Here is a 24,882-nt window from a genome sequence, read left to right on the forward strand (position 1 = left end):
CTGAGTGGTCGTGGACTTCGAACTGCGCTCCGACTTCATCCCGCTGTGTGACCTGCTGAAGTACTGCGGGGTCACGGAGACGGGCGGCATGGCCAAACACCTGATCGCCGAGGGGCTGGTGTCGGTGGACGGGGAGGTGGAGCTCCGGAAGACGTGCAAGATCCGGACGGGGCAGGTGGTGACGGGGGAGGGGTTCTCGATCCGGGTGCACTGAGGTCCCGCGACCGCACTGGAACTGACCGCTCACCGGAACCCCCCGAAGGTAGTGCGCAACCACTCCTCTGGTCAGGAAAGCGAATTTGGCAGATCATGCCCGTGTACGAGCACGCCTACGGGCCTAATGTGCCCGCAACGGCAGCACGAATCTCGAGCGGGATGCGGAAGGAGCCTGCGGGGCGGCACTGGAAGCGGCAGCCCGGGTGAAGAGGGGCTCACATGGTTTTCGGTTGGACCAAACACGGCGACGGCAAGCATCTGGCTCCCGGAGAGGTCGTCAGGCCCGACGAGCGGCTGACCTGGCCGCGCATGATCGGGTTCGGCGCGCAGCATGTGATCGCGATGTTCGGCGCGACGTTCGTGTTCCCGCTGGTGATGGGGCTGAGCCCCAATGTCGCGATCATGATGTCCGGCGTGGCCACGATCATGTTCCTGCTGATCGTGAAGGGCAAGATCCCCAGCTACCTGGGCACCAGCGCGTCGTTCGTGGGCGGTGTGCTGGCCATCAGGGCGGTGTTCGGCGGTGACACCCCCGGCGCCGATGCCATCGTGACCGGCGCGATCCTGGTCGTCGGGTTCGTGCTCGCGCTGGCCGGGCTCGCGGTGCACTTTCTCGGTGTGCAGATCATCCACCGGATCTTCCCGCCGATCGTCACCGGCGCGGTGGTCATGCTGATCGGGTTCGGGCTGGCCTACGTGGTGGCGGACGTCTACTGGCCGAAGGACCAGTGGATGGCGTTGATCACGATGCTGGTGACGTTCGTGATCGTGGTGGCGTTCAAGGGGTTCATCGGGCGTATCGGCATCCTGCTCGGCCTGATCGTCGGCTACGCGCTGTCCTGGGTGGCCGACCGGCTCTTCGGCCAGGTCCCTGCCTACACCGACGGCGCGCTCAAGATCGCCCCGCATCTACGCGTCGACTTCTCCAAGCTGGAGGCGGCGCCATGGTTCGGCCTGCCGCCGTTTCATCTGCCAGACTTCAAGGTCTCGGCCGTGCTGCTCGTGCTGCCCGCGGTGATCGCGCTGATCGCGGAGAACATCGGTCACGTCAAGGCCGTGGGAGAGATGACGCGTACCGACGTCGATCCCTACATCGGCCGCGCCATCGCCGCCGACGGCCTGGCCACCGTGGTGACCAGCGCCGTCGGCGGCTCGCCCACCACCACCTACGCCGAGAACATCGGGGTCATGGCCGCCACCAAGGTCTACTCCACCGCCGCCTACTACATCGCCGCCCTCATCGCCATCCTGTTCGGGCTCAGCCCGAAGTTCGGCGCGCTGGTCTCCGCCACTCCGGAAGGCGTTCTGGGCGGCGTGACCGTCATCCTGTACGGCATGATCGGCCTGCTCGGCGCCAAGATCTGGATCGAGAACCGGGTGAACTTCGCCGACCCGGTCAACATGGTCCCCATCGGGGCGGGCATCATCCTGGCGATCGGACCGGTGAAGCAATTGATCAGCGGCGACTTCCGGCTGGAGGGCATCGCGTTCGGCACGATCGTCGTGGTGGGCGGCTACCACCTGCTGCGCGTCATCGCCGGGCGGCCCGCCGAAGCGGCCGCCACAGACAGGGGGAGCGACGCCGGGTGAAACCGCCGCCCTTCGAACACCACGCGCCGCGCGACCTCGGCGAGGCCCTGGACGTCCTCGCCGAGGTGGGCCCGCGCGGCAAGGTGCTCGCGGGCGGCCAGAGCCTGATCCCCATGCTCAACATGCGACTGGCGGCGCCCGAGCACCTGGTCGACATCAACCGCGTCGAGTCGCTGGCCACCCTCGACCTCGCCCCCGAAGGCGTCACCGTGGGCGCGCTGGCCAGGCACGCCCAGGTGGAGCGGCTGGCCGGGCATCCGCTGCTGCGCCAGGCGCTCCGGCTGGTCGCCCACCCGGTGATCCGCAACAGGGGCACCGTGGTGGGCAGCCTGGTGCACGCCGACCCGGCCGCCGAGCTGCCCGCCGTGCTGGCGCTGCTCGGCGGGTCGGTACGGCTGGCCCGGCTGGACGCCGCGGAGGGCGTGGTGAGCCGGGAGGTGACGGCCGCCGACTTCTTCGTCGGGTCGATGGAGTCGGCCGTCCAGCCCGGCGAACTCGCCGTTTCCGCATATTTCCCGACACCGCCGGAACGGTCGGGTACGGCGTTCCGCGAGGTGGCCAGGAGGCACGGCGACTACGCCCTGGCCGGAGTGTGCGCGGTGGTCACGCTGGACGACGACCTGCGCATCACCGCCGCCCGGGTGGCCTGCGTCAGCGTCGGCCCCGTGCCGGTGGTCGTGGACGTGGGCGGGTTGTGCGAGCGCCGTCCCGCCTCCAGCGTCGACTGGGCGGGTGTGGCGCGGGCCGTACGGGAGGTGACCGAGCCGGACGACGACATCCACGCGAGCGCCGCGTACCGCCTGCATCTGGTCGGCGTCCTCGCCGAGCGGGCGCTGAAGGACGCGGCCCGTGATGCGGCGGGACCGTGGGGTAGCAGCTCAGCAGGTACGTGAGGGAGGCCGGATTGGAGCGCGAGCGCGAGATCACGCTGGTGGTGAACGGAGCCGCGCGGCGGGTGCGGGTGCCCGGCCGGCGGCTGCTGTCCGACTGCCTGCGCCACGACCTCGGGCTGACCGGCACGCACGTCGGGTGCGAGCACGGCGTGTGCGGCTGCTGCACGGTACTGCTGGACGGCGAGCCGGTGCGGTCGTGCCTGACGTTCGCGGTGACCGTCGACGGGAGCGAGATCACCACGGTGGAGGGGCTGGCCGGGGCGGACGGCATGTCGGCGGTGCAGCGGGCGTTCGCGGAGTGCCATGGGCTGCAGTGCGGCTTCTGCACGCCGGGCTTCCTGTGTACGGTGACCGCGCTGCTGCGCGACAACCCGGCGCCCACCGACGAGGAGGTGGCCGACGGCATCTCCGGCAACCTGTGCCGCTGCACCGGCTACCAGAACATCGTGAAGGCCGTCCACCGGGCGGCGGAGCTGATCGCCGAGGAGACCTAGGGATGACCACCAGGCTGTTCGGGGAGCCGGTCCAGCGCCGGGAGGACCCCAGGCTGCTCACCGGCGGGGGCCGCTACCTCGACGACCTGGGCTCCGGCGCGCTGGCCGCGGCGTTCGTGCGCTCGCCGCACGCCCACGCCCGCGTCCGCGACGTCGACGTGAGCGCCGCGCTCGACGTGGACGGCCTGGTCGCCATCTACACCTGGGAGGACCTCCCTGAGCGCGTGGGCCGGCCCCTGCCCTTGCTGATCCCGCATCCCGCGCTCACCCACGGCCGCACCGCCTACCCCCTGGCCAGGGACGTCGTCCGGCACGTGGGCGAGCCCGTGGTGATGGTCGTGGCCAGGGACCGCTACCTCGCCGAGGACGCCTGCGCGTTGATCGAGGTCGACTACGAGCCGCTCAAGCCGGTGGTGGGCATCGAGGAGGCGGTCCAGGGCGCGCAGCTCGTCCATGAGGACGTACCGGGCAATGTGGGCGCCCACCTGGTGCAGGAGGTGCCGAACGAGGCCGGCCGGAGCGCCCGTGAGGCCATCGAGGCGTCGCCGCACACGCTGAGCTTCCGGCTCGACATCGAGCGCAGCGCGAGCATGCCGCTGGAGGGCCGCGGCGTGTACGCCCGGTGGGACGGCTCCGACCTGCGCGTCTACACCAGCACGCAGACCTCGACCAGCGTCCGCATGGCCGTCGCCGCGGCCCTGAGGCTGCCCCTGCCGCACGTCGAGGTGATCGCGCCCGACGTGGGCGGCGGGTTCGGGGTGAAGATCGTGCACCCGTGGCCGGAGGAGATCCTGGTGCCGTGGGCGGCGATGCGGCTCGGCCAGGAGGTCAAGTGGACCGAGGACCGGCGTGAGCACTTCATCTCCTCCGCCCACGAACGGGGCCAGGTGCAGCACGTCAGGGTCGGCTTCGACGACGACGGGGTGGTCAACGGGCTGGACGTGACGATCCTGCATGATCACGGCGCCTATACGCCGTACGGGATCATCGTCCCGATCATCACCTCGACGCAGCTGCTCGGGCCGTACCGGATCGGGGCCTACCGGGTCGAGTTCTCCGCCGTCTACACCAACACCGTGCAGGTCACCCCGTACCGGGGCGCGGGACGGCCGCAGGCCGTGTTCTGCATGGAGCGGACGATGGACAAGATCGCCCGCTACCTGGGCAAGGACCGCACCGAGGTGCGCGCGGCGAACTTCATCCGGCCCGACGAGTTCCCCTACGACCAGGGCCTGATCTTCCAGGACGGACGCCCGCTGATCTACGACAGCGGCGACTACCCCGAGATGCTCCGCATGCTCAAGGAGCTCATCGGCTGGGACGACTTCGAGCCCGGCCGGCACCGGGGCATCGGCATCGGCTGCTACGTCGAGGGCACCGGCGTCGGCCCCTACGAGGGCGGCCACGTCCAGATCACCTCCGACGGCCGCGTCCACGTCTCCACCGGGCTCACCTCGCAGGGGCAGGGCCACGAGACGGTGTTCGCCCAGATCGCCGCCACCGAGCTGGGCGTGCCCATCGAGCGGATCTCGGTCGTCACCGGCGACACGCGCAGGTTCGGGTACGCGGTCGGCACGTTCGCCTCCCGCGCGGCGGTGATGAGCGGCAACGCCATCGCGCTGGCCTGCCGCAAGGTGCGGGAGAAGGCGCTGCGCATCGCCGCCGACGCGCTGGAGGCCGACCCGGCCGACCTGGAGATCGCCGACGGCCTGGTGCACGTCGTGGGCACCCCGACGGCCTCGATCCCGCTGTCCACGGTCGCGGTCCTGGCCAACCCGCTGCGGTACGCCTTCGACGAGGAGGCGGCCAAGGCGACCCAGTTCTCCGGCATCTCCTCGCCCGACAAGCCGCCGGTGGCCGAGGGCGACGAGCCGGGGCTGGAGGGCCGTGACTACTACTCGCCGATCAGGTCCACCTTCGCGGCCGGGATGCACGCCGCCATCGTCGAGACCGACCCGCTGACCGCCGCGATCAAGGTCCTGCGGTACGCGGTCGTGCACGACTGCGGCCGGCTGATCAACCCGATGATCGTGGAGGGGCAGATCCACGGGGGCGTGGCCCAGGGCATCGGGGGCGCCCTGTACGAGCGGATGGTGTACGACGGGCACGGGCAGTTGCTCAACGCCTCGTTCATGGACTTCCTCATGCCGTACGTCACGGAGATCCCGCACATCGAGACCGCCCACCTGGAGACGCCGTCGCCGCTCAACCCGCTCGGCATCAAGGGGGCGGGGGAGGCCGGGGTGATCCCGGTCTCGGCGGTGATCGCGGGGGCGATCGAGGACGCGGAGGGCATCGAGATCGACCGCATGCCGATCTCACCGTCCGAGCTGTTCGACCTCAGGAACCTCGCGCCGGACTCCCGGCCGATCACCTAACGGGAAGTCGCCATGACCGCCCGTGTCGAGGAGAAGCGATTGACTGTCTCTCGAACAGGCACGCGTGAGTTCGTGTCATCGTCACCTCGATATCCGTGCCATCGTCCACACAGTCGTCGCCGCCCACAGTAAGGTCTTCTTGGTCGATAGGCCCCTTTCCCGCGCTTCATAATGGTCGTAACCTCAGGAGACCGAGAAATCCATACTCCAAGAGAGCCAGATGAGCAGTGATGCGTTCCACCTTCTCAGAAGCGTTCTGAACGCGAATTCCCCCGTCGGGGCGAGCCATGTGGCAGGTCTCATAGGTCATGATCTGCTCGCGGAAATCACTGACGTGCTACGCACGGACTCACGGTTGCGGGAATCGGTGGCGGCTCGCTCCTACGCTCATACGAATGGGTTTGACCGAATTTCCCTCTGCCAAGAGAGAGGAGGGCGCGAGGTGCGCGTTCACCTGTGGTGGATGGGGGTACCGTCCGATGAGAGCATCCACAATCATGCCTGGGACTTCAGTTCGCTCGTGCTGACCGGCTCACTGACCTTCGAGTTGCTGGATCGGGCGGCAGGCGGGGAGTCGTACGATCGCTACGCTTCGAACATGCCTTTGGGTGGCCGGGCCGGTGACTACGAATTCTCCTTGATTGGCAGGACGGCCTTTGCCGTGGCCTTCCAGGCAACTGCGGCGGCCGGCTCGTTCTACCGGCTGGACCATGACACCTATCATCGGGTGCTTGCCTCGCCGCCGTCTCAATCGCCCTTGACCGCGACGATGGTCGTTAAGGGACCGGTGCGCCGGAGTTTCTCGCATGTGCTGGTGCCGTGTGGCACGCCAATGCCTCGCACCAAGTCGATGCGCCGACTCAGCGGCGAGGAGATCGTGCAGAAGCTCGACCTGCTGCTTAGCGAGCTGAAGTAGCGATCATCGGTCGTCCACGACCTGTTCCTGCCCGGATTCCCACGGCGGTGTGGAGGAGAGCAGCATCCGCAGCCCTGAGCCTTCATAGCTGAATTTCGCACCCTTGGGGACGGTGACGAGATCACCCTGACCGCAGTGCTCCTTGCGATCCTCGATGAGGAACGTCCCCTCGCCGTCCAGGATGTAGTAAACGAAATCACACTCAAGCTGCCTGAGCCACGCAGGAAGGCGTCCGTCGATCTCCACAATGAGATGACTGCTGCTCCTCAGATGGCCGTTCGGCTCGAAGAGCTTGCCCCGATGCCCGAGCTTCTCAAAGCTCCAATCCCGAGGCTCGGAGAACACGTAGAAGCTCACCGCTCACCTTCCCCGGTTTGTCCGCTGATCTGCTGTCTTGTCGGTGATTACGAGTGACTGAATCATAGGCCGACACCCCATCTTTGGTGACTGGATACTCAAAGTTGTGGCGATGGATCTAACATCATGTCACTTTCTGATCACAAGTTCAATTGGGACTCAAGATCGATCTCCGCCCCCTCGATGGAACCATTTTCCCAGCCAGGCGACCGCGATCGCGAGAGCGGCCCAGATCACGGAGCTGGCAAGATTTGTCCAAATTCCTGCGGAATCCAGCTTGAAACTCATCAGAACTGACCTCAATCCGGGCGCGATGTATCCCCAGATTTCGGCAATACATAATGCGCCGAACGCGAGGTAGAGAAACGACTCGCGGGTCCAGTTTGAGAACGCGCGCAGGGACCTGACCAGTTCATTCCTCAGTCCGACTCTTTGGACGTGTCCAAGAAAGCTAGTCCTGATATCCTGCCATTTGGTGAGGGCCACCATGATCTGTGTCGTGCACCACACGAATTCGGTCGGGTCGTACTCCTCGAATAGCCAGGCGCCAGAATCGGACTGCTGATTGATCAGGTAGTGCATGGCCAGCTTGGCGGCTTCACGGCATCGCGGCTCGTCGGAGAAGTCGGCCAGGGCCAGTAGTACCCACCCGGTACCATAGTGGACGCACCTGGAGGGGACACGGTCGAGGTCGGCGGTGAACCACTCGTCATAGCTGTTCTGCCAGGATCCGTCACTGTTCTGGTGTTTGAGCAGGTATGTAACGCCATCGCGGATCCAATCGCGATCTTCTGGCACTCCGGCTATGCGCAAAGCATGTAGGACCTGCGCGGTCGTGGCCGCATTAGGCGTGGCACCGACACCTATGCCCCACCCCTTACTCTCGGGTTCCTGCATATGCCGGAGGCGAGTCACCATCTTGGCTCGGCGTTGTTCCTGACTGTCGTCTTGGAGCGCAAGGGCCCAAAGCACGAGGGCGGTGGGCAGGGTACGCGGGTTGGTGATGTCACGAGGAGTTGTCGCGGCGGCACCGTCGACATCCACACAGGCTTCGAGATAGCGGATGGCCTTCTCTACGTGTACGTCGTTGCGGCTGTCCCAGCCCATGTCATGGAGGGCGATCACCACCCAGGCCGTGGCCTCGGCCGGCGAGTACTTCATCTCCCGGGCTGGGAAGCCGCCATCCGAGTTCTGTCGGCCCTTCAGCCAGGTCGAGGCGTCGACCAGCAGCGGAGAGTTCGGATTCTCCTTCACCGCGATCAGGCCGCGAATGCCGTCCAGAGTGCCGCCCCACTCTGTGGGATCTTCGTTCCTGTGGTGACCCCACCCGACTGCGGTGGGCGTCTTCCTATAGACGGAGCGAAGCCATGCCTCCGCCTTCTTCACTTGGCCCTGAGGGTCTGGGAGATCGATGGAGGGCATGTCACCTCAGAATGACTGGAGGGCGAGCTTCCGTACCGATATCGCAATTGGGGTGCCGAACGTCACAACGCCATACCCGACGCTCATGTTAGAAGGGTTTCGGCTGGGTAATAGGGTCGGGTCGAACACCTCCGTACGGCCGGGCAGTCTCCGTCTGCGCCTGCCCCTTTGAAGGAAGCGAGAGCGTGCAGTGGCGCACGTTGATCGGGCTGTTGTGGAGTTCCCTGTCGTCAGAGTCGGCACGTGGAACATCCGGGAGGGTGTTTCCGCTGTTGGGGACACCGATGTAGTGGGCGAGGTGGCGACGTTGACCCGTGAGATGCGGCTGGATGTGCTGGCGCTCCAGGAGGTTCCCTTCATCGACTCCGGATCTCCGCTCCTGTCCCAGGTGGCTGAGGCGAGCGGCCTCCCCTTCGTCGCCGAGCATGTCCTGTCGGCCGCCATGCACACATCTGGACGTTCCGGTCTGGGGCTGGTCAGCAGGTTTCCTCTGGAGTCGATCGCCAGGACCGTCTTCCCCAACCCAGGGCTGAGCCTGAATGGGTCTCATTCCTTCGACAAGGGCATGCTGACAGCGTCGCTCACAGCCGAGGGCCGCCTCATCACTGTGGCGACGCTTCACATGTTCCCCTTCCATCGCTTCGACCGCCGTGCCGAAGACGACGAGTTCGCCTATGTCTGGGAGTTCCTAGGGAAGGAGGTCTCCCGGCAGGTGCGGGGTCGGGCTTTCGTGGTCGGCGACCTGAACACCAGGCGCAGAGACCTGATTCAAGCCAAGGGCGTGCCGCTCACTTCTGCCGTGGCCGGCGATGTCGACGACATTTTGTACGGCGAGGGCGCGCGCCGGGTTTGGGGGAAAACCGTGGAAGGATTCTCCGACCACGACCTGTGCGTGGCCGAGTTCGCTCTGGCCTGAGGCGCTTGGGGGCACGGCGGGTGCCAGATATGGCACCCCTTTCATGTCCGGGCGGCGTGCGATGATCGGCGCCGTGACGATCCATGACGAACTGCGCGCACCCGGCACGGGCCTGACCACGTTCCCCGGCTCGGACCCCGCCGAGCTCAGCGAAGTCCGGCTGATCGACCTGGCCTGGAACGAGCTCACCGAGCTCCCCGTCTGGCTGGGCGGCCTGACATCGCTGGTGGAGCTCCGGCTCGACGGCAACCGCCTGCGCTCGCTGCCGGACCTGGCGGGACTCACCGCGCTGAGGGCGCTGCACCTCGACGGCAACCGGCTGACCGAGGTGCCCGGCTGCCCGCCGTACCTGGAGACGCTGTACTTGTACGGCAACGCCATCGAGAGGCTGCCCGAGCGGCTCGGCGGCGGGCTGCGGCACCTGGCGGCGGGCGGCAACCGGCTGACCGGCGTGCCCGACGCGCTGTGGAAGCTGACCCGGCTCGAATCGCTCAACCTGGCCGAGAACGCGCTCACCGACGTCCCCGCGGCGATCGGCGGCCTGACCCGGCTGCGCATGCTCGACCTCGGGCACAACGACCTCGCCACCATCCCGCCGGAGATCGGCGACCTGGGCCTGACCGACTACCTCTACCTGAGCGACAACCGGGTCACCGAGGTGCCCGCCGCGATCGGCCGGCTCGACCGGCTCGCCTACCTCAACGTGACCGACAACCGGCTGACCGCCCTGCCCGAGGCGCTCGGCCGCATGGCGTCGCTGGTCGAGCTGCGGCTCTACAACAACCGGCTGGAGACGCTGCCCGGCTCCATCGGCGGGCTGGGCCGGCTGCGGGAGCTGCACCTGCAGGGCAACCGGCTGGCCGCGCTGCCCGACTCGATCGGCGGGCTCGGCGAGCTGCGCGTGCTCGACCTGCGGAACAACCAGCTGCGCTCGTTGCCCGGCGCCGTCGCGGGGCTGGCCCGGCTCACGCACCTGGATCTGCGCAACAACCGGCTCAGGACGCTGCCCGAGAGCCTCGGCGAGCTGCCCGCGCTGGAGAAGCTCGACCTGCGCTGGAACAAGCTCGACGGCGAGCCTGACGCGCTGCGCCGCCTGGTGGAGCGCGGCTGCGTCGTCCTGCGCTGAGGCCTCGGCTCTTGGGCTGAAAGCGCGGTTCTCCGGCTGAGAGCGCGGTTCTCGGGCTGAGGTCTCGGATTAATCTCGGTTTAATCTCGGCCGGAGTGAACCCCACCTCCCGGGGTTGCGTATCTCGGCACATGACGACATTTCCACGTCTGGCCGCTACTGCGCTGCTGGTCGGGCTCGTGGCCGGTTGTACGAACGCCAGCGGTTCCGTAGGAGCCGGCCAGAGCGCCGCGATGGCCGGGGGCGAGCCCATCGTGCAGAAGCCCGCCACGGTCGACAACAACGTCTACACCGTCGAGCAACTGGCCGAGAAGGTGGGTTGCACGCCGAAGATCCAGGTCGACGCCAAGGAGCTTCGTACAGGCTTCTGCAAGACCCAGGACGGCGAGTTCTTCGTGAACACGTTCGCCACCCAGGCCGGCAAGGACGCCTGGATGGACACCGCGCCCGAATACAACCCGCACCTGGTCGGCAACCGATGGACCGTGCTGTCCAGCCGCAAGGTGCTAGACGCGTTGAAGGAGCGACTCCACGGTGAGCTCCATCTCAAGGACCACAGGACCAAACAGATGCAGACTAACGGCTGACGGAGGGCTGGGAAGGCGGTGGGAGTCCTCCCAGCCCCAGCCGTTCAGCCTCGGGTCGCCAGCTTGTACTGGGCCCAGATCTCCAGGGGGGCCGCGACCCTGTCGAGGAACATCAGATCGTCCATCCGGCAGTTACAGGGGTTGTTCTCTCTGGTGTTCTGCGGATAGCTACCTCCGATCTTGATGCCTCTGGGGTCGGTGGCCGAGGTGAGATCGGGCTCCGGCGCCCCCTCCACGCCCCACGGATCGCCCGTGAGCGTGTAGAAGCCGTCGAGCGGGCGGCCGTTCTTGTAGAGCTTCATCACGGCGTTGTCGTAGTCGAACGTGGCCGCCAGGAAGACCCATTCGTCCTGAGGAAGCACGCTCTGCCACGGCTCGCTCGCGGCGAAGGTCTGGGAACTGCTGCCGTCGACACGCCTGCCCAGCGCGACCACCCGCAGCTCCCCGTTGACCGTGATGAGTTCGAGCAGCGCTCGGACGTCGTGGCCCTGGGAGTTGCCGCTGAGCACCCCGGCCAGCCCGATCGCTCCGTAGCGGTCGGCCGGGTCCTCGGTGTTGGAGTTGAGGCTGGGGTTCTCGCCGGTCATCTTGAACCAGCCCATGACGGTGGCGCCCTTGACGGCGTTGAAGGCGTGGAGGGTGGGCACTCCGGTCTCGGAGTAGATCCCGGCCTTCCAGTCGTCGTTGCCCATCGTGGCGGGGTTCACCTGCTGGAGCTGGATCGAGTGACGGCTGCCCCGATGCGCGCCGTCGTCGTTGCGCATGGCGGCACCGCCGTTGATCAGCGTGATGTCCGTGCCGGATCTGCCCTGGTCGCGCTCCTGTGCGGGGTTTCCGGGGACCGGGTGTTCGAAGTCGTACGCGGCGATGAGGTTGTGGCGCAGCGTGGGCAGCACGCCGGGCCGGTCGTGGGCGGCGGCCGGGGTGGCGACCGTCGCCGTCAGGACGAGAGCCACCACCGGGGCCAGATACCGGTGGCTCATGACGTCGCCGTCAAGCAGGCACCGGTGACCTTCCAGATCTTGCCGTTGGCCTTGGACAGCAGGTAGAGCTCGCCCGCGGCGTCGCGGCTCAGGCGCAGGTCCACCCGGGCGTCCCCGGCCAGGTCCTTCATGGTGACCGAGGCGCCGCTCGCGTTCACCAGCTTGGGCTGGTAGATCGTGGCCCGCGGGCCGCCCTGCCGCATTTGGCCGGCGATCGTGAAGAAGACCCGGCCGTCGACGATGTCGCCGAACAGGTACTTTCCGTACAGCAGGGGCAGCCGCTGGCCGCGATAGACGAACCCGCCGGCCACCGCGTGACCGCTGTCGGCCGTGCAGGAGTGGCCGGGCGGCGGGTCGTGGTCGTAGGCCGCGACCGGGTAGGTGTAGCCGAACGACGCGTCGTTGTCGGGCAGCGTGTACAGGTGGCAGCGGTCGGCCTTGTTGAACACGAAGGAGCCCTCGCGCTCGCTCCAGCCCAGGTTGTTACCGGCCTTGACCTCGTAGATGGCCTCGATGGCGTGCTCGCCGATGTGGCCGAGGAACAGCCTGTCGCCCTGCGGGTCCCAGCTGAAGCGGTGCGGGTCGCGCATGCCGTACGCGTAGATCTCGCCGATCGCGCCGGCCCGGGTGACGAACGGGTTCTTGGCCGGGATGCCGTACTTGCCGTTGGCGGCGTTCGTGCCCAGGGGGTCGATGCGCAGCAGCTTGCCCTGCGGGATGGCCAGGTTCTGCGGGTCGTCGCTCGACGAGCCCCGTCCGCCGTCGCCCGCGGCGATGTAGAGCAGGCCGTAGTCGGCGTCCCGGCGCCGCGCGTACGGGTTGAAGTCGATCTGCTGGATGCCGTGGACCTGGCCGTTGAAGCCGAGCCTGAGCACCTCACGGCGGGTGCCGCTGAAGGTGTCGGCCTTCGGGTTCGTGGCCGTCCACTCGGTGAGCACGCCGTGGAACTTGGTGTCGGGCTGAGGCGTCAGGTCCGGCGTCTTGGTGGTGAGTGCCGCGCCCCACTCGGTGTGCACGGTGTAGAACTTGCCGTTACGGGCGAAGTCCGGATGGAAGGCGACGTACCCGAACCCGGCTCCCAGGCCGCGGCCGGAGAGGAAGTCCGGCGCGAACGTGGCACCGACGTCGAGGTACTCCTGCGGCTGGCCGTTCTTCAGCAGGTACAGCTTGCCGTTGAGGTCGTTGACGAACTGGCGGTGCGACCCGTCGGGGATCTCGCCGATGTTGTTGATCCTGGCCCAGCGCATCAGCCGCTGATCGGTGGGCGTGGGGACCGGCTCGGACTTGGGGAAGGTGGCGTACTCGGTCAGCGTGAGCGTGAGACCGGACGCGGTGGGATTCTCCGGGATGGGATCGTCGATCGGGGTCGAGTCCATCGCGGCTGCCGGCGGCGCCCAGAGCGCGGTCGCCAGCAGTGCGGCTAAGAGGTACCGGAGGGGGGATTTCGGCATTCCTGTGCACCACCTGGGGGGTTGTTGGAAAGCGCTTACCGGGGACGGTAAAGGGAGAAGGGGGAGCAGTCAAGAAGGGTGACATCAGGGGTTCAGGGTGACCGAAGCGGGCGGTCAGGACTCGGAGCGGTCGGCGCAGGCCGGTGTGCCGGTGACGGTCAGGTTGCGTACCCGCCCGATGTTGTCGAACGAGCCGAAACCGACGCGGCCCGAGGTGAACGTCCGGTCCGTGGCCGTGATCAGCGGTGTCGCGGAGCCGTCCATGAAGACCGAGATGCGGCCGGTGTCCGTGCAGTAGCGGACGCGGACCTTGTGCCACGCCTCATCGGTGACCGCCGGGGGCGCGCCGACCTGGCCGTTCCACTGGTCGTCGATGCGCAGGCGGTCGGCGTTGTTCACCACGAAGATCCCGTTGTGGGGATAGATGGTGTTGTCCTGCGACAGGTGGGCGTAGTCGAACTGCAGGTCGGAGCGGTAGCCGAACACGATGATCACGTCGCGGTTGCTGACGCTGGTCGGGGTGTCGAGCCGTACCTCGGCGTCGATCTGCACCGAGCCGAAGACCGGGCCCTTGGTCAGCACGGCGTACTCGAAGGGGCGGCGCGGGCCGGGGCGCGCTTCCCCGGCTTCGGCGAGGATCACCTGGTCGCCGGGGAACTGCCACTTGGCGGGGGTCACCGGGGCCCAGCTGGTGGCGGCGTTGGTGTTGCGGACGGTCGTGCGCCCCAACGAGCAGTCGCGCGCTTTCGCGGCGGCATCCACCTGGTCGGCGGCATGGGCGGTGGGCGCGATGAACTGGGCCAGGACCAGCACCAGTGCGAGCGCGCACAAGCGGACGAATGTGGGCATCGGAATCCTCTCAGTGGGGGAGGGGGTGGATCCGAGCGGTCAATCGTTGTGCGTGGCGGCCCCCAGCAGGTCGCGGATGTGGCTCGTCGCGGCGGCGAACGCGGGCTGGGACATGGTCGCCGCGTAGTCACGTACCCGCGGCAGCGCCACGTCGATGACCTCGGCGATCGTGCCGGGCCGCGGCGTCATGACGACCACCCGGTTGCCCAGGTAGACCGCCTCGGCGATGGAGTGCGTGACGAGCAGGACCGTGGTCTCGGTCTCGTGCCAGATGCGGTGCAGCTCGACGTTCATCTGCTCCCGGGTCAGGGCGTCCAGCGCGCCGAACGGCTCGTCCATGAGCAGCACGGGCGGCCGGTGCAGCAGCGCGCGGCAGAGAGCCACCCGCTGCTGCATCCCGCCGGACAGCTCATGCGGCAACGCGTCCTCGAAGCCCGTCAGCCCGGTCATCTCGATCAGCTCGTCGGCCCTGGCGGCGGCCTCCTTCTGCGGCATGTCGCGCATCTCGGCCTGCAGCAGGATGTTCTTGCGCGCCGAACGCCACTCCAGCAGGGCGGCGCGCTGGAAGACGTACCCGACGTCGTGACGCGGGCCGCCGACCGTGCCGCCGAGCAGCCGCACCGCGCCCGCCGACGGCTTGAGCAGCCCGGACACCAGCTTGAGCAGCGTCGACTTGCCGCAGCCCGACGGGCCCACGATGGACACGAACTCGCCGGGGCGGACGTCCATCGACACGTTCTCCAGCGCGACCACGTCGCGCTTCTTCGATCGGAACCGCACCGCCACCTTGTCGATCTCGACGGCGGGGGCCTGTTGCGTCACGGTCATCCCTTCGGCGCCACGCTGGCGTCCCAGTAGGCGCTGGGCGCCTGCGGGTTGGAGACCAGACCGGCCTTGGCGAAGGTGTCGATCGTCTTCTGCCAGTCGCCCTCGGTGTTGACGCCCGGCGCCTGTCCCTGGGTGGCGTCGGTGTGCAGCAGCGTGGTCGTGGTCTTGAACTGGTCGAGCAGCACCTGGGCCGGTGGCAGCTGCTCCGAGGCGCCCTTCATGGCGTCCACCGCGGCCTGCTGGTCCTTCTCCGCCGCCGCCCACGCCTCGCTGGTGGCCGCGACCATCCGCTTGACCAGGTCGGCCTTGCTCTGCAGGAAGGAGGACGAGGTGAGCAGTCCGTTGCTGTAGTAGTTCAGGCCGAACTCGGAGAAGCGCAGGTAGGCGACCGGCTTGCCGGCCTTGTTCTGCATGGTCGGACCCTGGTCGGAGGCGTAGCCGAGCAGCGCGTCCGTCTGCCCCGACATGACCGCCGCGATCTTGCCGGCCGGGTCGGTGTTCTGCATCTTGACGTCGGCGTCGGTCATCCCGTTGGCCTTGAGGAACACCGGGAACGTCTTGGTGAGCGCGTCACCGGCCGTCGAGGCGATCGTCTTGCCCTTCAGGTCCGCCGGCTTGGTGATGTTCTTCTCCTGGAAGAACTGCACCGAGGCCGGGGTCGTCTGCAGGAAGACGCCCAGGCTCTTCACCGGCACGCCCGAGCTCACACCGCCGAGCAGCGCGGGGGTGTCGGCCCAGCCGAAGTCCGTCTGGCCGGCGCCGGTGGCCTGGACGGTCTTCTGCGAGCCCTGCCCGGCCTGGATGGTCAGGTCGATGCCGTGCTTTTCGAAGATGCCCTTCGACTTGCCGTAGTAGAAGGGCGCGTGCTCGCCGTACGGATACCAGTTGAGGGTGAGCGTGGCCTTGTCGAGCTGCTTGCCCGACGAGCTGGTGGTCTTCTCGCCGCCGCCGGAGCCGCACGCGGTGGCGAACAGGAGCAGAGCCGGGGCTACGGCGGCGATCAGCGTGCGTGTCTTCATGGGCGTCCTCAGTCGGGTGGCTTCCGGCTTTCTCGGGTGGCTTCAGTACGTGACGGTGACGGCGTCGCCGCGGCGGCTGGCGTGCCAGGGCAGCAGCAGCCGCTCGGCGAACTCGACGGCGACGAAGAGCACGACGCCGAGCAGGGACATGACGAGGAGTCCCGCGAAGAGCATGGGCGTGTCGATGTTGCCGTTGGCCTGCAGGATGACCGAGCCGAGCCCGTCGTTGCCGCCGACGAACTCGCCTACGACCGCCCCGGTGACGGCGAGCGTCACGGCGACCTTCAACCCGGAGAACAGGAACGGCAGGGAGGCGGGAAACCTGATCTTGGCGAAGGTCTTCGCCGGGCTCGCGCCCATGGTCGAAGCCAGCTGGAGCATCTCCGGATCCACCGACTTCAGGCCGGTGACCATGGAGATGACGACGGGGAAGAACGCGATCAGCACGGCGACCACGATCCTGGGCGTCAGCCCGAACCCGAGCCAGACCACGAACAGCGGGGCGATCGCGATCTTCGGGACGACCTGCGCGAACAGCAGCAGCGGGTAGAGGGTCTTCTCGACCTCCGCCGAGGCCACCATCAGCACGGCCGCGGCGATGCCGACGACCACGGCGATCGCGAAGCCGAGCACCGTCTCGTAGCCGGTCACCAAGGTGTGGTGGGCGAGATAGCCGGCCTTGTCGGCCATCACCTGGAGCGTGACTCCGGGCGACGGTACGAGGAACCTGGGCACGATCTCGAACTTGGTGATCGCCCACCAGATCGCATAGCAGGCGGCGAGCAGGGCGAAGGGCCGCCAGGAGCGGTCCGCCAGTTCCACGACGCGGTCGCGCGAGCTCGGACTCTCGCGCCGCACGATTCCATCAACGGTCTGTACCACGATCGAAGGTATCCCTCCATCGCGTTCCATCAGGCCATATGCGAGAAAGCGCTATCTGAAAGCGCTTTCCTGCGGTACGCTAACCCGGCATGGTCCAGGGGTCAATGGTCGTTAACTTCCTGTTACAGGAGGGCGAGTGGCCGATCGCGTTCACGTCACTCTGCGGGATGTGGCCATGGCCGCCGGAGTCTCCTTAGCCACCGCCTCACGTGTCCTCAACGGCACCGCCAAGGTCCGCGAAGACCTGCGCGACCGGGTCGAGGCCGCCGCCTCCGAGCTGGCGTACACGCCGAACGCCCACGCCCAGGCCCTCGTCCGGGCCTCCAACGAGACCGTCGGCGTGATCTGCCACGACGTCAGCGACCCCTACTTCTCCGGCATCGCCAGGGGCGTCATGCGCGCCGCCGCGCAGCGCGACCTGCTGGTGATGCTGGCCAGTACGTTCCGCGACAGCACGCGCGAGGTGGCCTATGTCTCCATGCTGCGCGCCCAGCGGGCCCGCGCGATCCTGCTGATCGGCTCCGGCTTCGAGGACCGCCGCTGGGAACGGGCCATGGACGTCGAGCTGCGCCCCTACCTGAACGCCGGCGGCCGGGTCGCCGTGGTCAGCCGGCACCGCAGCCTGCGCGTCGACACCGTACTGCCGGAGAACCGTCAGGGCGCCGCCGCCCTGGCCCGCGCCCTGCTCGCCCTCGGACACCGCCGCTTCGCCATCCTGTCGGGCCCGCCCGGCCTCAGCACGGTCGTGGACCGGGTCGGCGGCTTCCGTGACGCCCTGGCCGCGGCCGGGGTGCCGGTCGACCAGATCGAGGAGGGCCCGTTCAGCCGCGAGGGCGGCTACGCCGGGGCCTGCGCCCTTCTGGACCGAGGGCTGGACGCCACCTGCCTGTTCGCCGCGACCGACGTGATGGCGGTGGGAGCGCTGGCCGCCTTGCGGGAGCGCGGGCTGCGGGTGCCGGACGACGTGTCGCTGGCGGGCTTCGACGACATCCCGGTGGTACGGGACCTGACCCCACCGCTGACCACGGTGTCGCTGCCGTTGGAGGAGATGGGGGAGCGGGTGATCGCTCTGGCCCTGCGTGATGGGGGACGGGGACGACGGCGGATCGAACGAGTGCCGGGAACGGTCATCTTGCGCGCCAGCACCATCGGGCCGCGCTAAGGGGCCTCCGCCGTTTGCGGGTGTCTAGCGCAGGGCGGCGATACCTGTCAGGAAGATGTCGACACCGGCGAGGAATTGCCGGCGATCGTCGTGCTCGCGCAGCTGCGTCGCCGCCGCGTGCACGAACGGGTATTGGCTGGGGCTCACTTGCGCCCATTGCGCGGCGGCGGCGTCCAGGAAGGCCGCTCGGTCCGTGTCGCTGTCGGCGAGGCGCCGGGCGTTCGCGGCGTTCTGCACGGCAACACCGAGGACGTAGTTCATGAGCGTGCCGGCCGCGTCGAAGCGCGCTCGCTCGGGGACGGCGAGTGCGTCCAGCAGTCTGGCGATGCTCTCGTAGAAGTCCAGCAGCGCGGGTCGCCACGGTTGCCGGGAGAGCTCTGCCCCGACCCAGGGGTGTGCGTCGATCGCATCGAACAGGCCCAGGGCCAGGCGGCGCAGGGTTTCGCGCGGGTCCGTATCGACGACCGCGCCGGACAGTACGCGGGTGAGGATGTCGTCGGTGGCGGCCGCGAGCAGGTCGCTCTTGTCCGCGACGTGGTGGTAGATCGCTCCGTAGCCGGTGCTCAGGCGAACGGTGAGCGCGCGCAAGGTCAACGCGCTCTCGCCGCCGCTGTCCAGAAGCTCGGTCGCGGCCTGGATGATCAGCTCTCTGGACAAGCCGTCCGTGCGCCGCGGGGCCCGCTGAGATCGCTTCTTCTCCATGGTCCCTCATCATCGCACGAGTGGAGCGTCACTCCAACGCCGTGCTAGCTTTTTGGAGCGACGATCCAATCGGGATCGGTCCTGCGAGTTCGGGAGGAAACCATGACGACACCGGTCACGATCATCGGAGCGGGTCTGGGCGGCCTGATGCTGTCCCGTGTGCTGCACGTGCACGGCATCCCGTCCACGGTCTACGAGGCGGAATCCTCCTCATCGGCGCGTACGCAGGGCGGGCTGCTCGACATCCGCGACTACAACGGCCGGCCGGCGCTGGAGACGGCGGGCCTGACCAAGGAGTTCCGCGAGCTCATCCTGGAGGGACGCCAGGCGATGCGGCTGCTGGACCGGGACGGGAACGTCCTGCTCGACGTCCCCGACGACGGTACGGGTGGCAACCCCGAGGTGCAGCGCGGCGAACTGCGGCAGATGCTGCTCGACTCGCTCCCGGCCGGCACCGTCCGGTGGGGCCACAAGGTCAGCGGCGTCCGTGCCGTCGGCCAGGGCCGCCATGAGGTGGCCTTCGCCAACGGCACCACCGCCACCACGAGCCTGCTGGCCGGCGCGGACGGCGCCTGGTCCCGGGTCCGGCCACTGCTTTCCGGTGCGGCACCCGAGTACACCGGCTTCTCGTTCATCGAGATCCACCTGTTCGATGGCGACAACCGGCACCCGACCAGCGCCAAGACCGTCGGCGGCGGCGCGATGATGGTGCTCGAGCCGGGAAGGGGGATCCTGGCTCACCGTGAGCGCGGCGGGAACCTCCACACCTGGGTGATGCTCTCCAGGCCGCAGGACTGGTTCGCCGATATCGATTTCACCGATCCCACCGCGGCCACCGCACAGATCGTGCGGGAGTTCGACGGCTGGGCGCCGGAGCTCACCGCGCTGGTCACCGACGGCGAGACCGCGCCGGTCCTGCGCCACATTTACACCCTGCCCATCGAGCACCGGTGGGATCGGACACCGGGGGTGACCCTGCTCGGCGACGCCGCACACCTCACGGCTCCCAACGGCGAAGGTGCCAACCTGGCCCTGTACGACGGCGCCGAACTGGGCAAGGCCATCGCAGCGCACCCCCACGACATCGAGACCGCACTCGCCGAATACGAGCGGGCCATGTTCGCGCGCAGCGTCGCGTCCAACGCCGGGGCCCCCGATCTCCACGCGATGTTGGGCGACGGCACACCCCACCACCTGATCAACGCCTTCACCGGGAGCTGATCAGCGCAGGGCCGGCGATGAACGCTGCGCCTACCGCTTCTGGGACGACCACGGCACTGCTCGCCGAGGCGCGTGCCTGCTACGACACCGGTGAACATGCCGATCCCGCGACGGTGGCGACAGGCGGAGGCGGGACCCCGGCCAGGCTCAAAGCCTGGCGGTGATGATCGGGGCCAGGCGATCGGCGATGACCGCATGGCCGCTGTCGTTCGGGTGAACGTTGTCGGACATGTTCGCGCTGGTCAACCAGCCTTCGGTGGGGACGTAGTAGACGTTCGCGTCACCCGCGGAATTGCGAGCGGCGACCGCGGTTCGCGTCTGCGCGGCGTACCGCTTGGTGAAGGTCTCCAACGCGAAGATCGCCGCCGCGGGGTACGCCGCCCTCACCTCCTGCAGCAGGTGGGTGTAGGACGTCTGGAAGGTGGTGGTGCTCACGCCGTGCCCCACGTCGTTGGTGCCCAGGTTGATCACGACCGCATTGGCCTGGTAGCGGGAGAAGTCCCAGTTCGGGGTGCCGGCGTTGGGGTTGAGCTTGGGAAAGCGCGCCTCCAGGCCGACGCAGCCGTCCGCGGTCGCCACCAGGCAGGCGCCGCCCTGGGCGATCTGGGTGTGCCTGGCCCCGAGCCGCTCGCCGATGAGCCAGCCATAGGCGGTCAAGGCGTTCTTGGAGGTGGTCGTGCCGACGGTGATGGAGTCCCCGACGAACTCGATCAGCTTGGGCGGGGCCGCTGCCGCGTACGTCGTGGCACTCGAGTCGAGTACGAGGCCCTGGAAGACGGCGTCACCGTGATAGGACCCGGCGACGACCCGATAGGAAACGCGTAAAGTGTGGCTCCCCGCGGCCAGCGGCGTCGGGGTGAGGCTGACCGCGCCACGTACGTTCTGGATGTAGACCCACGCGCCGCCGTCGATGCTGTAGTACAGATCGATGGTGTTGCGCTGGCTCAGCTTGACCGTCCTGCCGGTGAAACCGGTGGTGAGATAGGCGCCCGCCCAGTACGGCACGTACGCGGTGGGGACGGAGGTGTCCCACCGGCCGGTGAAGGAGATGTTGGTGTCGGTGGGGGAGCCGTCGCCCCTCGCCGCTTCGGCCCGCGGCGTGATCGCCATGACCAGGGCGACGATGAGCGTGCTCAGCAGCAGCCGGGTCCTCATGAGAGTCCGATCTTGGGTGCGACGACGGGGGCGAGCCGGTTGGCGACCTTGACGTGCCCGGCATCGTTGGATCGTCACGGGCGCGGCGCGTAGTAGAGCACTTCCCAGCGGCCGGGGCGCCTTCCGTCAGTGGACTCGACGTCAGGAACGATCGTCAATGAGACCGCCTGCGCGGCGCCCGACGGCTGGCCTCCGGGCAGGTCGGGGGCGCGTCCCCGGTGAAAGTTTCAGACTGCCCGGAGGGGCCCGCGGTGGATCGTCCTGAGCGAGGTGAAACCCTGGGGACATGGGTGGCGCAACCAGTTCTCCCTGCGTGTTCTGCGAGATCATGGCGGGCCGAGCGGAAGCGAGCATGCCCTACCAGGATGATCTGGTGGTCGTGATCATGGATATCAATCCCGTTGCTCCGGGGGATGCGCTGGTCATTCCGCGCGTCCATGCTGTCGGGCTGGATGACCTCGACGAGGAGACCGGGGTCCACATGTGGCGGATCGGCCATCGGCTGGCGGGCGCACTGCGCCGCTCAGGCCTCCGCTGTGAGGGCGTCAACATTTTCCTCGCTGATGGTGAGGCGGCGTTCCAACAGGTCTTCCATGTGCATTTGCATGTGTTTCCGCGTTACGACGGGGACGGGTTCAGGTTGCACGTGGTCACGAGCGTCAGAGAGCGCGATTCGCTGAATCAGGACGCGTCGATCCTGCGAGACGCGATGAACGTGCCTCTCGTGGACGAGAGATTTGCCGACCATGGGGCCAGGCATCATGACAAGTGGCCTCCTGGCCGTCCAGCGCTCGTCGACCAGCAGCATCGCGCCATGGTCGAGCGCCTCGAGCAGCGGGCCGAGGAAGGCGAACCCATCCGTTCTTTCCTGTCGCAAGCCAGCCGGGCGGGTTTGTCGCGGTCAGCTGAGAGCCGCCTCGATGATCCGCATTACCGCGATGCTGTCGCGCGGATCGACGGGTGGTCGCGACCTCGTGCGTAGCGCCGCGGCGAGCTCGGGATAGTACGACTCGTACGAGCCGCGCCGGGTCGGCACCTCGCGTAGGTCGGCGCCGACACCGATCCGGCCCCTGGCCCTCGAGCACGCGGCCGCCGCCCTGGAGTTGGCAGCTTCTGCAGCTCCTCCAGGGCCTGCCGCCGGATCTGCCGGCGGTCCCGGCCTTCCAATGGCTGCTCACCGCGCTGCGCACCCACCGCTGATCCTGTCCCGTACGTCCTCGTGAGGCCGACCCGGTCGCCCCCAACACCCTGCCCGACGGGGCAACCGCCCTCAGCGCTTCGCCCGACGGGGCGACCGCCCGCAACGCTTCGCCCGAGGGGCGAGCGCTCCCAGGGCCGCGCCAAGAAACCGTAGGGTGGAGATCAGCTATGCGCGGTGACCGTGCGCCTGCCGGTCTGGCGGCCATTCAGACCGCCTGGCCGCCGGATCGCCTGTCCGGGAGATGGGCAGTCCGACAGATGGGCAGACCGGCAGGCCGGCAGAGCGATCAGTGCGCCGTCAGGGCCACCCGCTTGCGGAACACCCAGTAGGTCCAGCCCTGGTACACCAGCACGAACGGCAGCGTGATCAGCCCGATCCAGCTGAGCATCGTCAGCGTGTACGGTCCCGAGGCCGCGTCCGTCAGCGTGATGCCCGGTAGCGGGGCCCCGCGGAGCTCGGCGAAGACCGCCACCGAGGCCAGGGCGATGGCGCCGGCGGTGGCGGTGAAGGCCCAGCCCTCCCTGCGGCGGTACGTCAGCGCCGCCCCGGCGGCCAGCGCCGCCATGGAGATCAGGGCGGGGATCGAGCCCAGGCTGGACAGGGCCGCCACGGCCAGCGGCAGGACCACGGCGCTCGCGGCCAGGGCAGCCGCGCGGGCGCGACGTCGTACGGGGCCGTCGGTCTTGAGGGACAGGAAGACGGCGCCGTGGAGTACGCAGGTCGCCAGGGTGAACAGGCCGCCCACGAGCGCCGCGAGAGTGCTGTCGAAGAGCACGTCGGCGAAGACCGCGCCCCACAGGAACGCCGGGAGGGCGCTGCCCACCACGATGCCCAGGTCGCACCAGACCGGGTTGGTCACTTTGCCGCGCCACTCCAGGCCGACGCCGCGCACGATCAGGCCGACCAGGATGAGCACGACCGGGAGGTAGAAGGCGCTGAACATCCCGGCGTACCAGGCGGGAAAGGCCGCGAACATGGCGCCGACCGCGGTGATCAGCCACACCTCGTTGCCGTCCCAGACCGGGCCGATCGTCTCCAGGCTCTGCCGGTGCTGCTCCGGGCCCCGGCTCACGAACGGCGCCAGCAGGCCCACGCCGAAGTCGAAGCCCTCCAGCACGAAGTAGCCGGTCCAGAGGAAGGCGATGATGACGAACCACAGGTTGACCACTGTCTCCACCTCAGTACATGAGCGACGGCTGGAGTCGCTCGGTCGCGGGGGCGGGCTCCGTCTGCTCGGGGCCCTTGCGTACATGCCTGGTCAGGAGTACGGCCTCGGCCACCGCGAGCCCGCCGTACAGGAGCGTGAAGATCGTGAGTGAGATGGCCACCTCGGTGAGGCTCACCCCAGGTGACACGCTCGCGGCCGTGAGCAGCTCGCCCGTCACCGTCCACGGCTGACGGCCTATCTCGCTCAGCAGCCAGCCGGAGATCATCGCGAGGAACGGCAGCGGCAGGGCCAGCACCATGATCCGGGCCAGCCACGGGGGCAGCTCGCGCCTGCGGCGGGTGAGCCAGAGGCCGAGCACCGACAGCGCCACCGCGGTCAGGCCGAAGACGATCATCACCCGGAACGACCAGAACACGATGGTCTGGTCGGGCCGGTAGTCGCCGGGGCCGAACTGCTGCTCCAGCTTGGCCTGCAGGTCCTCGGTGCCCTGGACGGTGGCGGTGGGGTCGTGGGTGGCGAGGAGGCTGAGGAGGCCGGGGATCTCGATGCCGGGGGCGATGGAGAACGGGGCTCCGGCGGTGTCGCGCTGGAGGCCCTCGGCGGCGGCGAGCTTCATCGGCTGCTGCTCGTACAGCAGCCGGGCCGAGGTGTCGCCGGTGCCCGCGACGACGGCGCCGGCCAGTGCGGTCATGACCAGCGCGGCCCGGGCGGCGCTGCGCCACATGGGGGCCTTCGTCCGCAGCAGCCAGTAGCCGCTGACCGCCAGCACGAACCCGCCCGCCACGATGAAGGCGGCGGCGACGACGTGCGGCACCTGGGCGATCGCGGTGGGGTTGGTGAGCACCGCCCACAGGTCGGTCATCCTGGCCCGGCCGTCGACCACCTCGTAGCCGACCGGGTGCTTCATCCAGGCGTTGGCCGCGAGGATGAAATACGCGGACAAGTTGGAGCCGATGGCGGCGGCCCAGATGCACGCCAGGTGGACCTTCTTCGGCAGCCGCTCCCAGCCGAAGATCCACAGCCCGAGGAACGTGGACTCCATGAAGAACGCCAGCAACGCCTCCATGGCCAGGGGCGCCCCGAACACGTCGCCGACGAAGGTCGAGTATTCGCTCCAGTTCATGCCGAACTGGAACTCCTGCACGATGCCGGTGACCACTCCCATGGCGAAGTTGATCAGGAACAGCTTGCCGAAGAACTTCGTCAGCCGGAGGTAGTGCTCCTTCCCCGTCCGGTGCCAGGCGGTCTGAAGACCGGCCACGAAGACGCCCAGGCCGATCGTCAACGGCACGAACAGAAAGTGGTAAACGGTGGTCACCCCGAACTGCCACCGCGCGAGATCGAGCGCGTCCATCTTCCCCCCACC

At 68.2% G+C, this 24,882-nt stretch carries 24 protein-coding genes; 12 read left to right on the top strand and 12 right to left on the bottom strand.

Annotated elements, in window-relative coordinates; genetic code table 11:
* Window positions 1-10: 10 nt before the first annotated feature.
* From LDL49_RS03395 to LDL49_RS03420, 6 genes are all read left to right on the top strand, one after another.
* The gene (locus LDL49_RS03395) at window positions 11-214 is read left to right on the top strand and encodes an RNA-binding S4 domain-containing protein (protein ID WP_225289378.1); all 204 of its coding nucleotides are present in this window, start codon (window positions 11-13) and stop codon (window positions 212-214) included.
* Between the two features lie 221 nt (window positions 215-435).
* Window positions 436-1,806 (top strand): uracil-xanthine permease family protein, encoded by a 1,371-nt coding sequence (locus LDL49_RS03400; RefSeq protein WP_225289379.1) that lies wholly within the window; start codon window positions 436-438, stop codon window positions 1,804-1,806.
* Window positions 1,803-2,699 carry an FAD binding domain-containing protein gene (locus LDL49_RS03405; RefSeq protein WP_225289380.1) on the top strand — a complete coding sequence of 299 codons (897 nt, stop codon included), beginning with the start codon at window positions 1,803-1,805 and terminating at the stop codon, window positions 2,697-2,699. The genes LDL49_RS03400 and LDL49_RS03405 overlap by 4 nt, the downstream gene beginning before the upstream one ends.
* A gap of 11 nt (window positions 2,700-2,710) precedes the next feature.
* Window positions 2,711-3,193: a (2Fe-2S)-binding protein gene (locus tag LDL49_RS03410; protein WP_225289381.1), complete on the top strand. Its 483-nt coding sequence runs from the start codon at window positions 2,711-2,713 to the stop codon at window positions 3,191-3,193.
* Window positions 3,194-3,195: 2 nt separating this feature from the next.
* Window positions 3,196-5,571: an aerobic carbon-monoxide dehydrogenase large subunit gene (gene cutA, locus LDL49_RS03415; RefSeq protein WP_225289382.1), complete on the top strand. Its 2,376-nt coding sequence runs from the start codon at window positions 3,196-3,198 to the stop codon at window positions 5,569-5,571.
* A gap of 442 nt (window positions 5,572-6,013) precedes the next feature.
* Window positions 6,014-6,487: a hypothetical protein gene (locus LDL49_RS03420; protein ID WP_225289383.1), complete on the top strand. Its 474-nt coding sequence runs from the start codon at window positions 6,014-6,016 to the stop codon at window positions 6,485-6,487.
* Window positions 6,488-6,490: 3 nt separating this feature from the next.
* Here the strand turns inward: LDL49_RS03420 and LDL49_RS03425 are convergent, their stop codons facing one another.
* Together LDL49_RS03425 and LDL49_RS03430 are read right to left on the bottom strand one after the other, a co-directional pair.
* Window positions 6,491-6,844, bottom strand: a complete 354-nt coding sequence (locus LDL49_RS03425) for a cupin domain-containing protein (protein ID WP_225289384.1) — start codon at window positions 6,842-6,844, stop codon at window positions 6,491-6,493.
* 159 nt (window positions 6,845-7,003) lie between these two features.
* Window positions 7,004-8,266, bottom strand: coding sequence for a prenyltransferase/squalene oxidase repeat-containing protein (locus tag LDL49_RS03430; protein ID WP_225289385.1), 1,263 nt, complete (start codon window positions 8,264-8,266; stop codon window positions 7,004-7,006).
* Between the two features lie 214 nt (window positions 8,267-8,480).
* Between LDL49_RS03430 and LDL49_RS03435 the strand changes: the two genes are divergently transcribed.
* The 3 genes from LDL49_RS03435 to LDL49_RS03445 all read left to right on the top strand — a co-directional run bounded on the left by LDL49_RS03435 (window position 8,481) and on the right by LDL49_RS03445 (window position 10,895).
* Window positions 8,481-9,182, top strand: a complete 702-nt coding sequence (locus LDL49_RS03435) for an endonuclease/exonuclease/phosphatase family protein (RefSeq protein WP_225289386.1) — start codon at window positions 8,481-8,483, stop codon at window positions 9,180-9,182.
* A 73-nt stretch (window positions 9,183-9,255) separates the two neighbouring features.
* Entirely contained in the window at window positions 9,256-10,308 is a 1,053-nt protein-coding gene (locus tag LDL49_RS03440) for a leucine-rich repeat domain-containing protein (RefSeq protein WP_225289387.1), read from the top strand.
* 131 nt (window positions 10,309-10,439) lie between these two features.
* The gene (locus tag LDL49_RS03445; RefSeq protein ID WP_225289388.1) at window positions 10,440-10,895 is read left to right on the top strand and encodes a hypothetical protein; all 456 of its coding nucleotides are present in this window, start codon (window positions 10,440-10,442) and stop codon (window positions 10,893-10,895) included.
* 44 nt (window positions 10,896-10,939) lie between these two features.
* On the opposite strand, the gene LDL49_RS03450 is transcribed toward LDL49_RS03445, so the two are convergent.
* The 6 genes from LDL49_RS03450 to LDL49_RS03475 form a co-directional block, all read right to left on the bottom strand.
* Window positions 10,940-11,878 (bottom strand): LamG-like jellyroll fold domain-containing protein, encoded by a 939-nt coding sequence (locus tag LDL49_RS03450; RefSeq protein ID WP_225289389.1) that lies wholly within the window; start codon window positions 11,876-11,878, stop codon window positions 10,940-10,942.
* Window positions 11,875-13,329 (bottom strand): PQQ-dependent sugar dehydrogenase, encoded by a 1,455-nt coding sequence (locus tag LDL49_RS03455; protein ID WP_225289390.1) that lies wholly within the window; start codon window positions 13,327-13,329, stop codon window positions 11,875-11,877. The genes LDL49_RS03450 and LDL49_RS03455 overlap by 4 nt, the downstream gene beginning before the upstream one ends.
* 114 nt (window positions 13,330-13,443) lie before the next feature.
* Window positions 13,444-14,178 (bottom strand): hypothetical protein, encoded by a 735-nt coding sequence (locus LDL49_RS03460; protein WP_225289391.1) that lies wholly within the window; start codon window positions 14,176-14,178, stop codon window positions 13,444-13,446.
* 39 nt (window positions 14,179-14,217) lie between these two features.
* Entirely contained in the window at window positions 14,218-15,006 is a 789-nt protein-coding gene (locus LDL49_RS03465) for an ABC transporter ATP-binding protein (RefSeq protein ID WP_263654468.1), read from the bottom strand.
* Window positions 15,003-16,025 (bottom strand): ABC transporter substrate-binding protein, encoded by a 1,023-nt coding sequence (locus tag LDL49_RS03470; protein WP_225289393.1) that lies wholly within the window; start codon window positions 16,023-16,025, stop codon window positions 15,003-15,005. The genes LDL49_RS03465 and LDL49_RS03470 overlap by 4 nt, the downstream gene beginning before the upstream one ends.
* A 42-nt stretch (window positions 16,026-16,067) precedes the next feature.
* Complete coding sequence (locus tag LDL49_RS03475) at window positions 16,068-16,883, bottom strand: ABC transporter permease (protein ID WP_225289394.1); 816 nt, start codon at window positions 16,881-16,883, stop codon at window positions 16,068-16,070.
* Window positions 16,884-17,043: 160 nt separating this feature from the next.
* Between LDL49_RS03475 and LDL49_RS03480 the strand changes: the two genes are divergently transcribed.
* A complete protein-coding gene (locus LDL49_RS03480) occupies window positions 17,044-18,069 on the top strand; it encodes a LacI family DNA-binding transcriptional regulator (protein WP_225289395.1) in 1,026 nt (341 codons plus the stop codon).
* Window positions 18,070-18,093: 24 nt separating this feature from the next.
* Here LDL49_RS03480 and LDL49_RS03485 read toward each other — a convergent pair whose 3' ends face one another.
* Window positions 18,094-18,771, bottom strand: a complete 678-nt coding sequence (locus tag LDL49_RS03485; RefSeq protein WP_225289396.1) for a TetR/AcrR family transcriptional regulator — start codon at window positions 18,769-18,771, stop codon at window positions 18,094-18,096.
* A 102-nt stretch (window positions 18,772-18,873) separates the two neighbouring features.
* Between LDL49_RS03485 and LDL49_RS03490 the strand changes: the two genes are divergently transcribed.
* Complete coding sequence (locus tag LDL49_RS03490) at window positions 18,874-19,992, top strand: FAD-dependent oxidoreductase (protein WP_225289397.1); 1,119 nt, start codon at window positions 18,874-18,876, stop codon at window positions 19,990-19,992.
* Between the two features lie 147 nt (window positions 19,993-20,139).
* Here the strand turns inward: LDL49_RS03490 and LDL49_RS03495 are convergent, their stop codons facing one another.
* A complete protein-coding gene (locus LDL49_RS03495; protein WP_225289398.1) occupies window positions 20,140-21,147 on the bottom strand; it encodes a GDSL-type esterase/lipase family protein in 1,008 nt (335 codons plus the stop codon).
* Window positions 21,148-21,433: 286 nt separating this feature from the next.
* Here LDL49_RS03495 and LDL49_RS03500 point away from each other — a divergent pair, with 286 nt between their 5' ends.
* The gene (locus LDL49_RS03500; RefSeq protein ID WP_225289399.1) at window positions 21,434-22,129 is read left to right on the top strand and encodes an HIT family protein; all 696 of its coding nucleotides are present in this window, start codon (window positions 21,434-21,436) and stop codon (window positions 22,127-22,129) included.
* A 505-nt stretch (window positions 22,130-22,634) separates the two neighbouring features.
* Here LDL49_RS03500 and cydB read toward each other — a convergent pair.
* Complete coding sequence (cydB, locus tag LDL49_RS03505; RefSeq protein ID WP_225289400.1) at window positions 22,635-23,525, bottom strand: cytochrome d ubiquinol oxidase subunit II; 891 nt, start codon at window positions 23,523-23,525, stop codon at window positions 22,635-22,637.
* A gap of 1 nt (window position 23,526) precedes the next feature.
* Window positions 23,527-24,870 carry a cytochrome ubiquinol oxidase subunit I gene (locus LDL49_RS03510; protein ID WP_225289401.1) on the bottom strand — a complete coding sequence of 448 codons (1,344 nt, stop codon included), beginning with the start codon at window positions 24,868-24,870 and terminating at the stop codon, window positions 23,527-23,529.
* Window positions 24,871-24,882 lie beyond the last annotated feature (12 nt).

Source organism: Nonomuraea aurantiaca (genome assembly GCF_020215705.1).
GTDB classification, from domain to species: Bacteria; Actinomycetota; Actinomycetes; order Streptosporangiales; family Streptosporangiaceae; genus Nonomuraea; species Nonomuraea aurantiaca.

What these genes read in the sequence shown, in the direction of transcription:
- LDL49_RS03400 (WP_225289379.1), top strand. Translation starts at nt 436, where the DNA reads ATGGTTTTCGGTTGGACCAAACACGGCGACGGCAAGCATCTGGCTCCC.
- cutA (WP_225289382.1), top strand. Translation starts at nt 3,196, where the DNA reads ATGACCACCAGGCTGTTCGGGGAGCCGGTCCAGCGCCGGGAGGACCCC.
- LDL49_RS03430 (WP_225289385.1), bottom strand. Translation starts at nt 8,266, where the DNA reads ATGCCCTCCATCGATCTCCCAGACCCTCAGGGCCAAGTGAAGAAGGCG.
- LDL49_RS03445 (WP_225289388.1), top strand. Translation starts at nt 10,440, where the DNA reads ATGACGACATTTCCACGTCTGGCCGCTACTGCGCTGCTGGTCGGGCTC.
- LDL49_RS03450 (WP_225289389.1), bottom strand. Translation starts at nt 11,878, where the DNA reads ATGAGCCACCGGTATCTGGCCCCGGTGGTGGCTCTCGTCCTGACGGCG.
- LDL49_RS03455 (WP_225289390.1), bottom strand. Translation starts at nt 13,329, where the DNA reads ATGCCGAAATCCCCCCTCCGGTACCTCTTAGCCGCACTGCTGGCGACC.
- LDL49_RS03460 (WP_225289391.1), bottom strand. Translation starts at nt 14,178, where the DNA reads ATGCCCACATTCGTCCGCTTGTGCGCGCTCGCACTGGTGCTGGTCCTG.
- LDL49_RS03465 (WP_263654468.1), bottom strand. Translation starts at nt 15,006, where the DNA reads ATGACCGTGACGCAACAGGCCCCCGCCGTCGAGATCGACAAGGTGGCG.
- LDL49_RS03470 (WP_225289393.1), bottom strand. Translation starts at nt 16,025, where the DNA reads ATGAAGACACGCACGCTGATCGCCGCCGTAGCCCCGGCTCTGCTCCTG.
- LDL49_RS03485 (WP_225289396.1), bottom strand. Translation starts at nt 18,771, where the DNA reads ATGGAGAAGAAGCGATCTCAGCGGGCCCCGCGGCGCACGGACGGCTTG.
- LDL49_RS03490 (WP_225289397.1), top strand. Translation starts at nt 18,874, where the DNA reads ATGACGACACCGGTCACGATCATCGGAGCGGGTCTGGGCGGCCTGATG.
- LDL49_RS03495 (WP_225289398.1), bottom strand. Translation starts at nt 21,147, where the DNA reads ATGAGGACCCGGCTGCTGCTGAGCACGCTCATCGTCGCCCTGGTCATG.
- LDL49_RS03500 (WP_225289399.1), top strand. Translation starts at nt 21,434, where the DNA reads ATGGGTGGCGCAACCAGTTCTCCCTGCGTGTTCTGCGAGATCATGGCG.
- LDL49_RS03510 (WP_225289401.1), bottom strand. Translation starts at nt 24,870, where the DNA reads ATGGACGCGCTCGATCTCGCGCGGTGGCAGTTCGGGGTGACCACCGTT.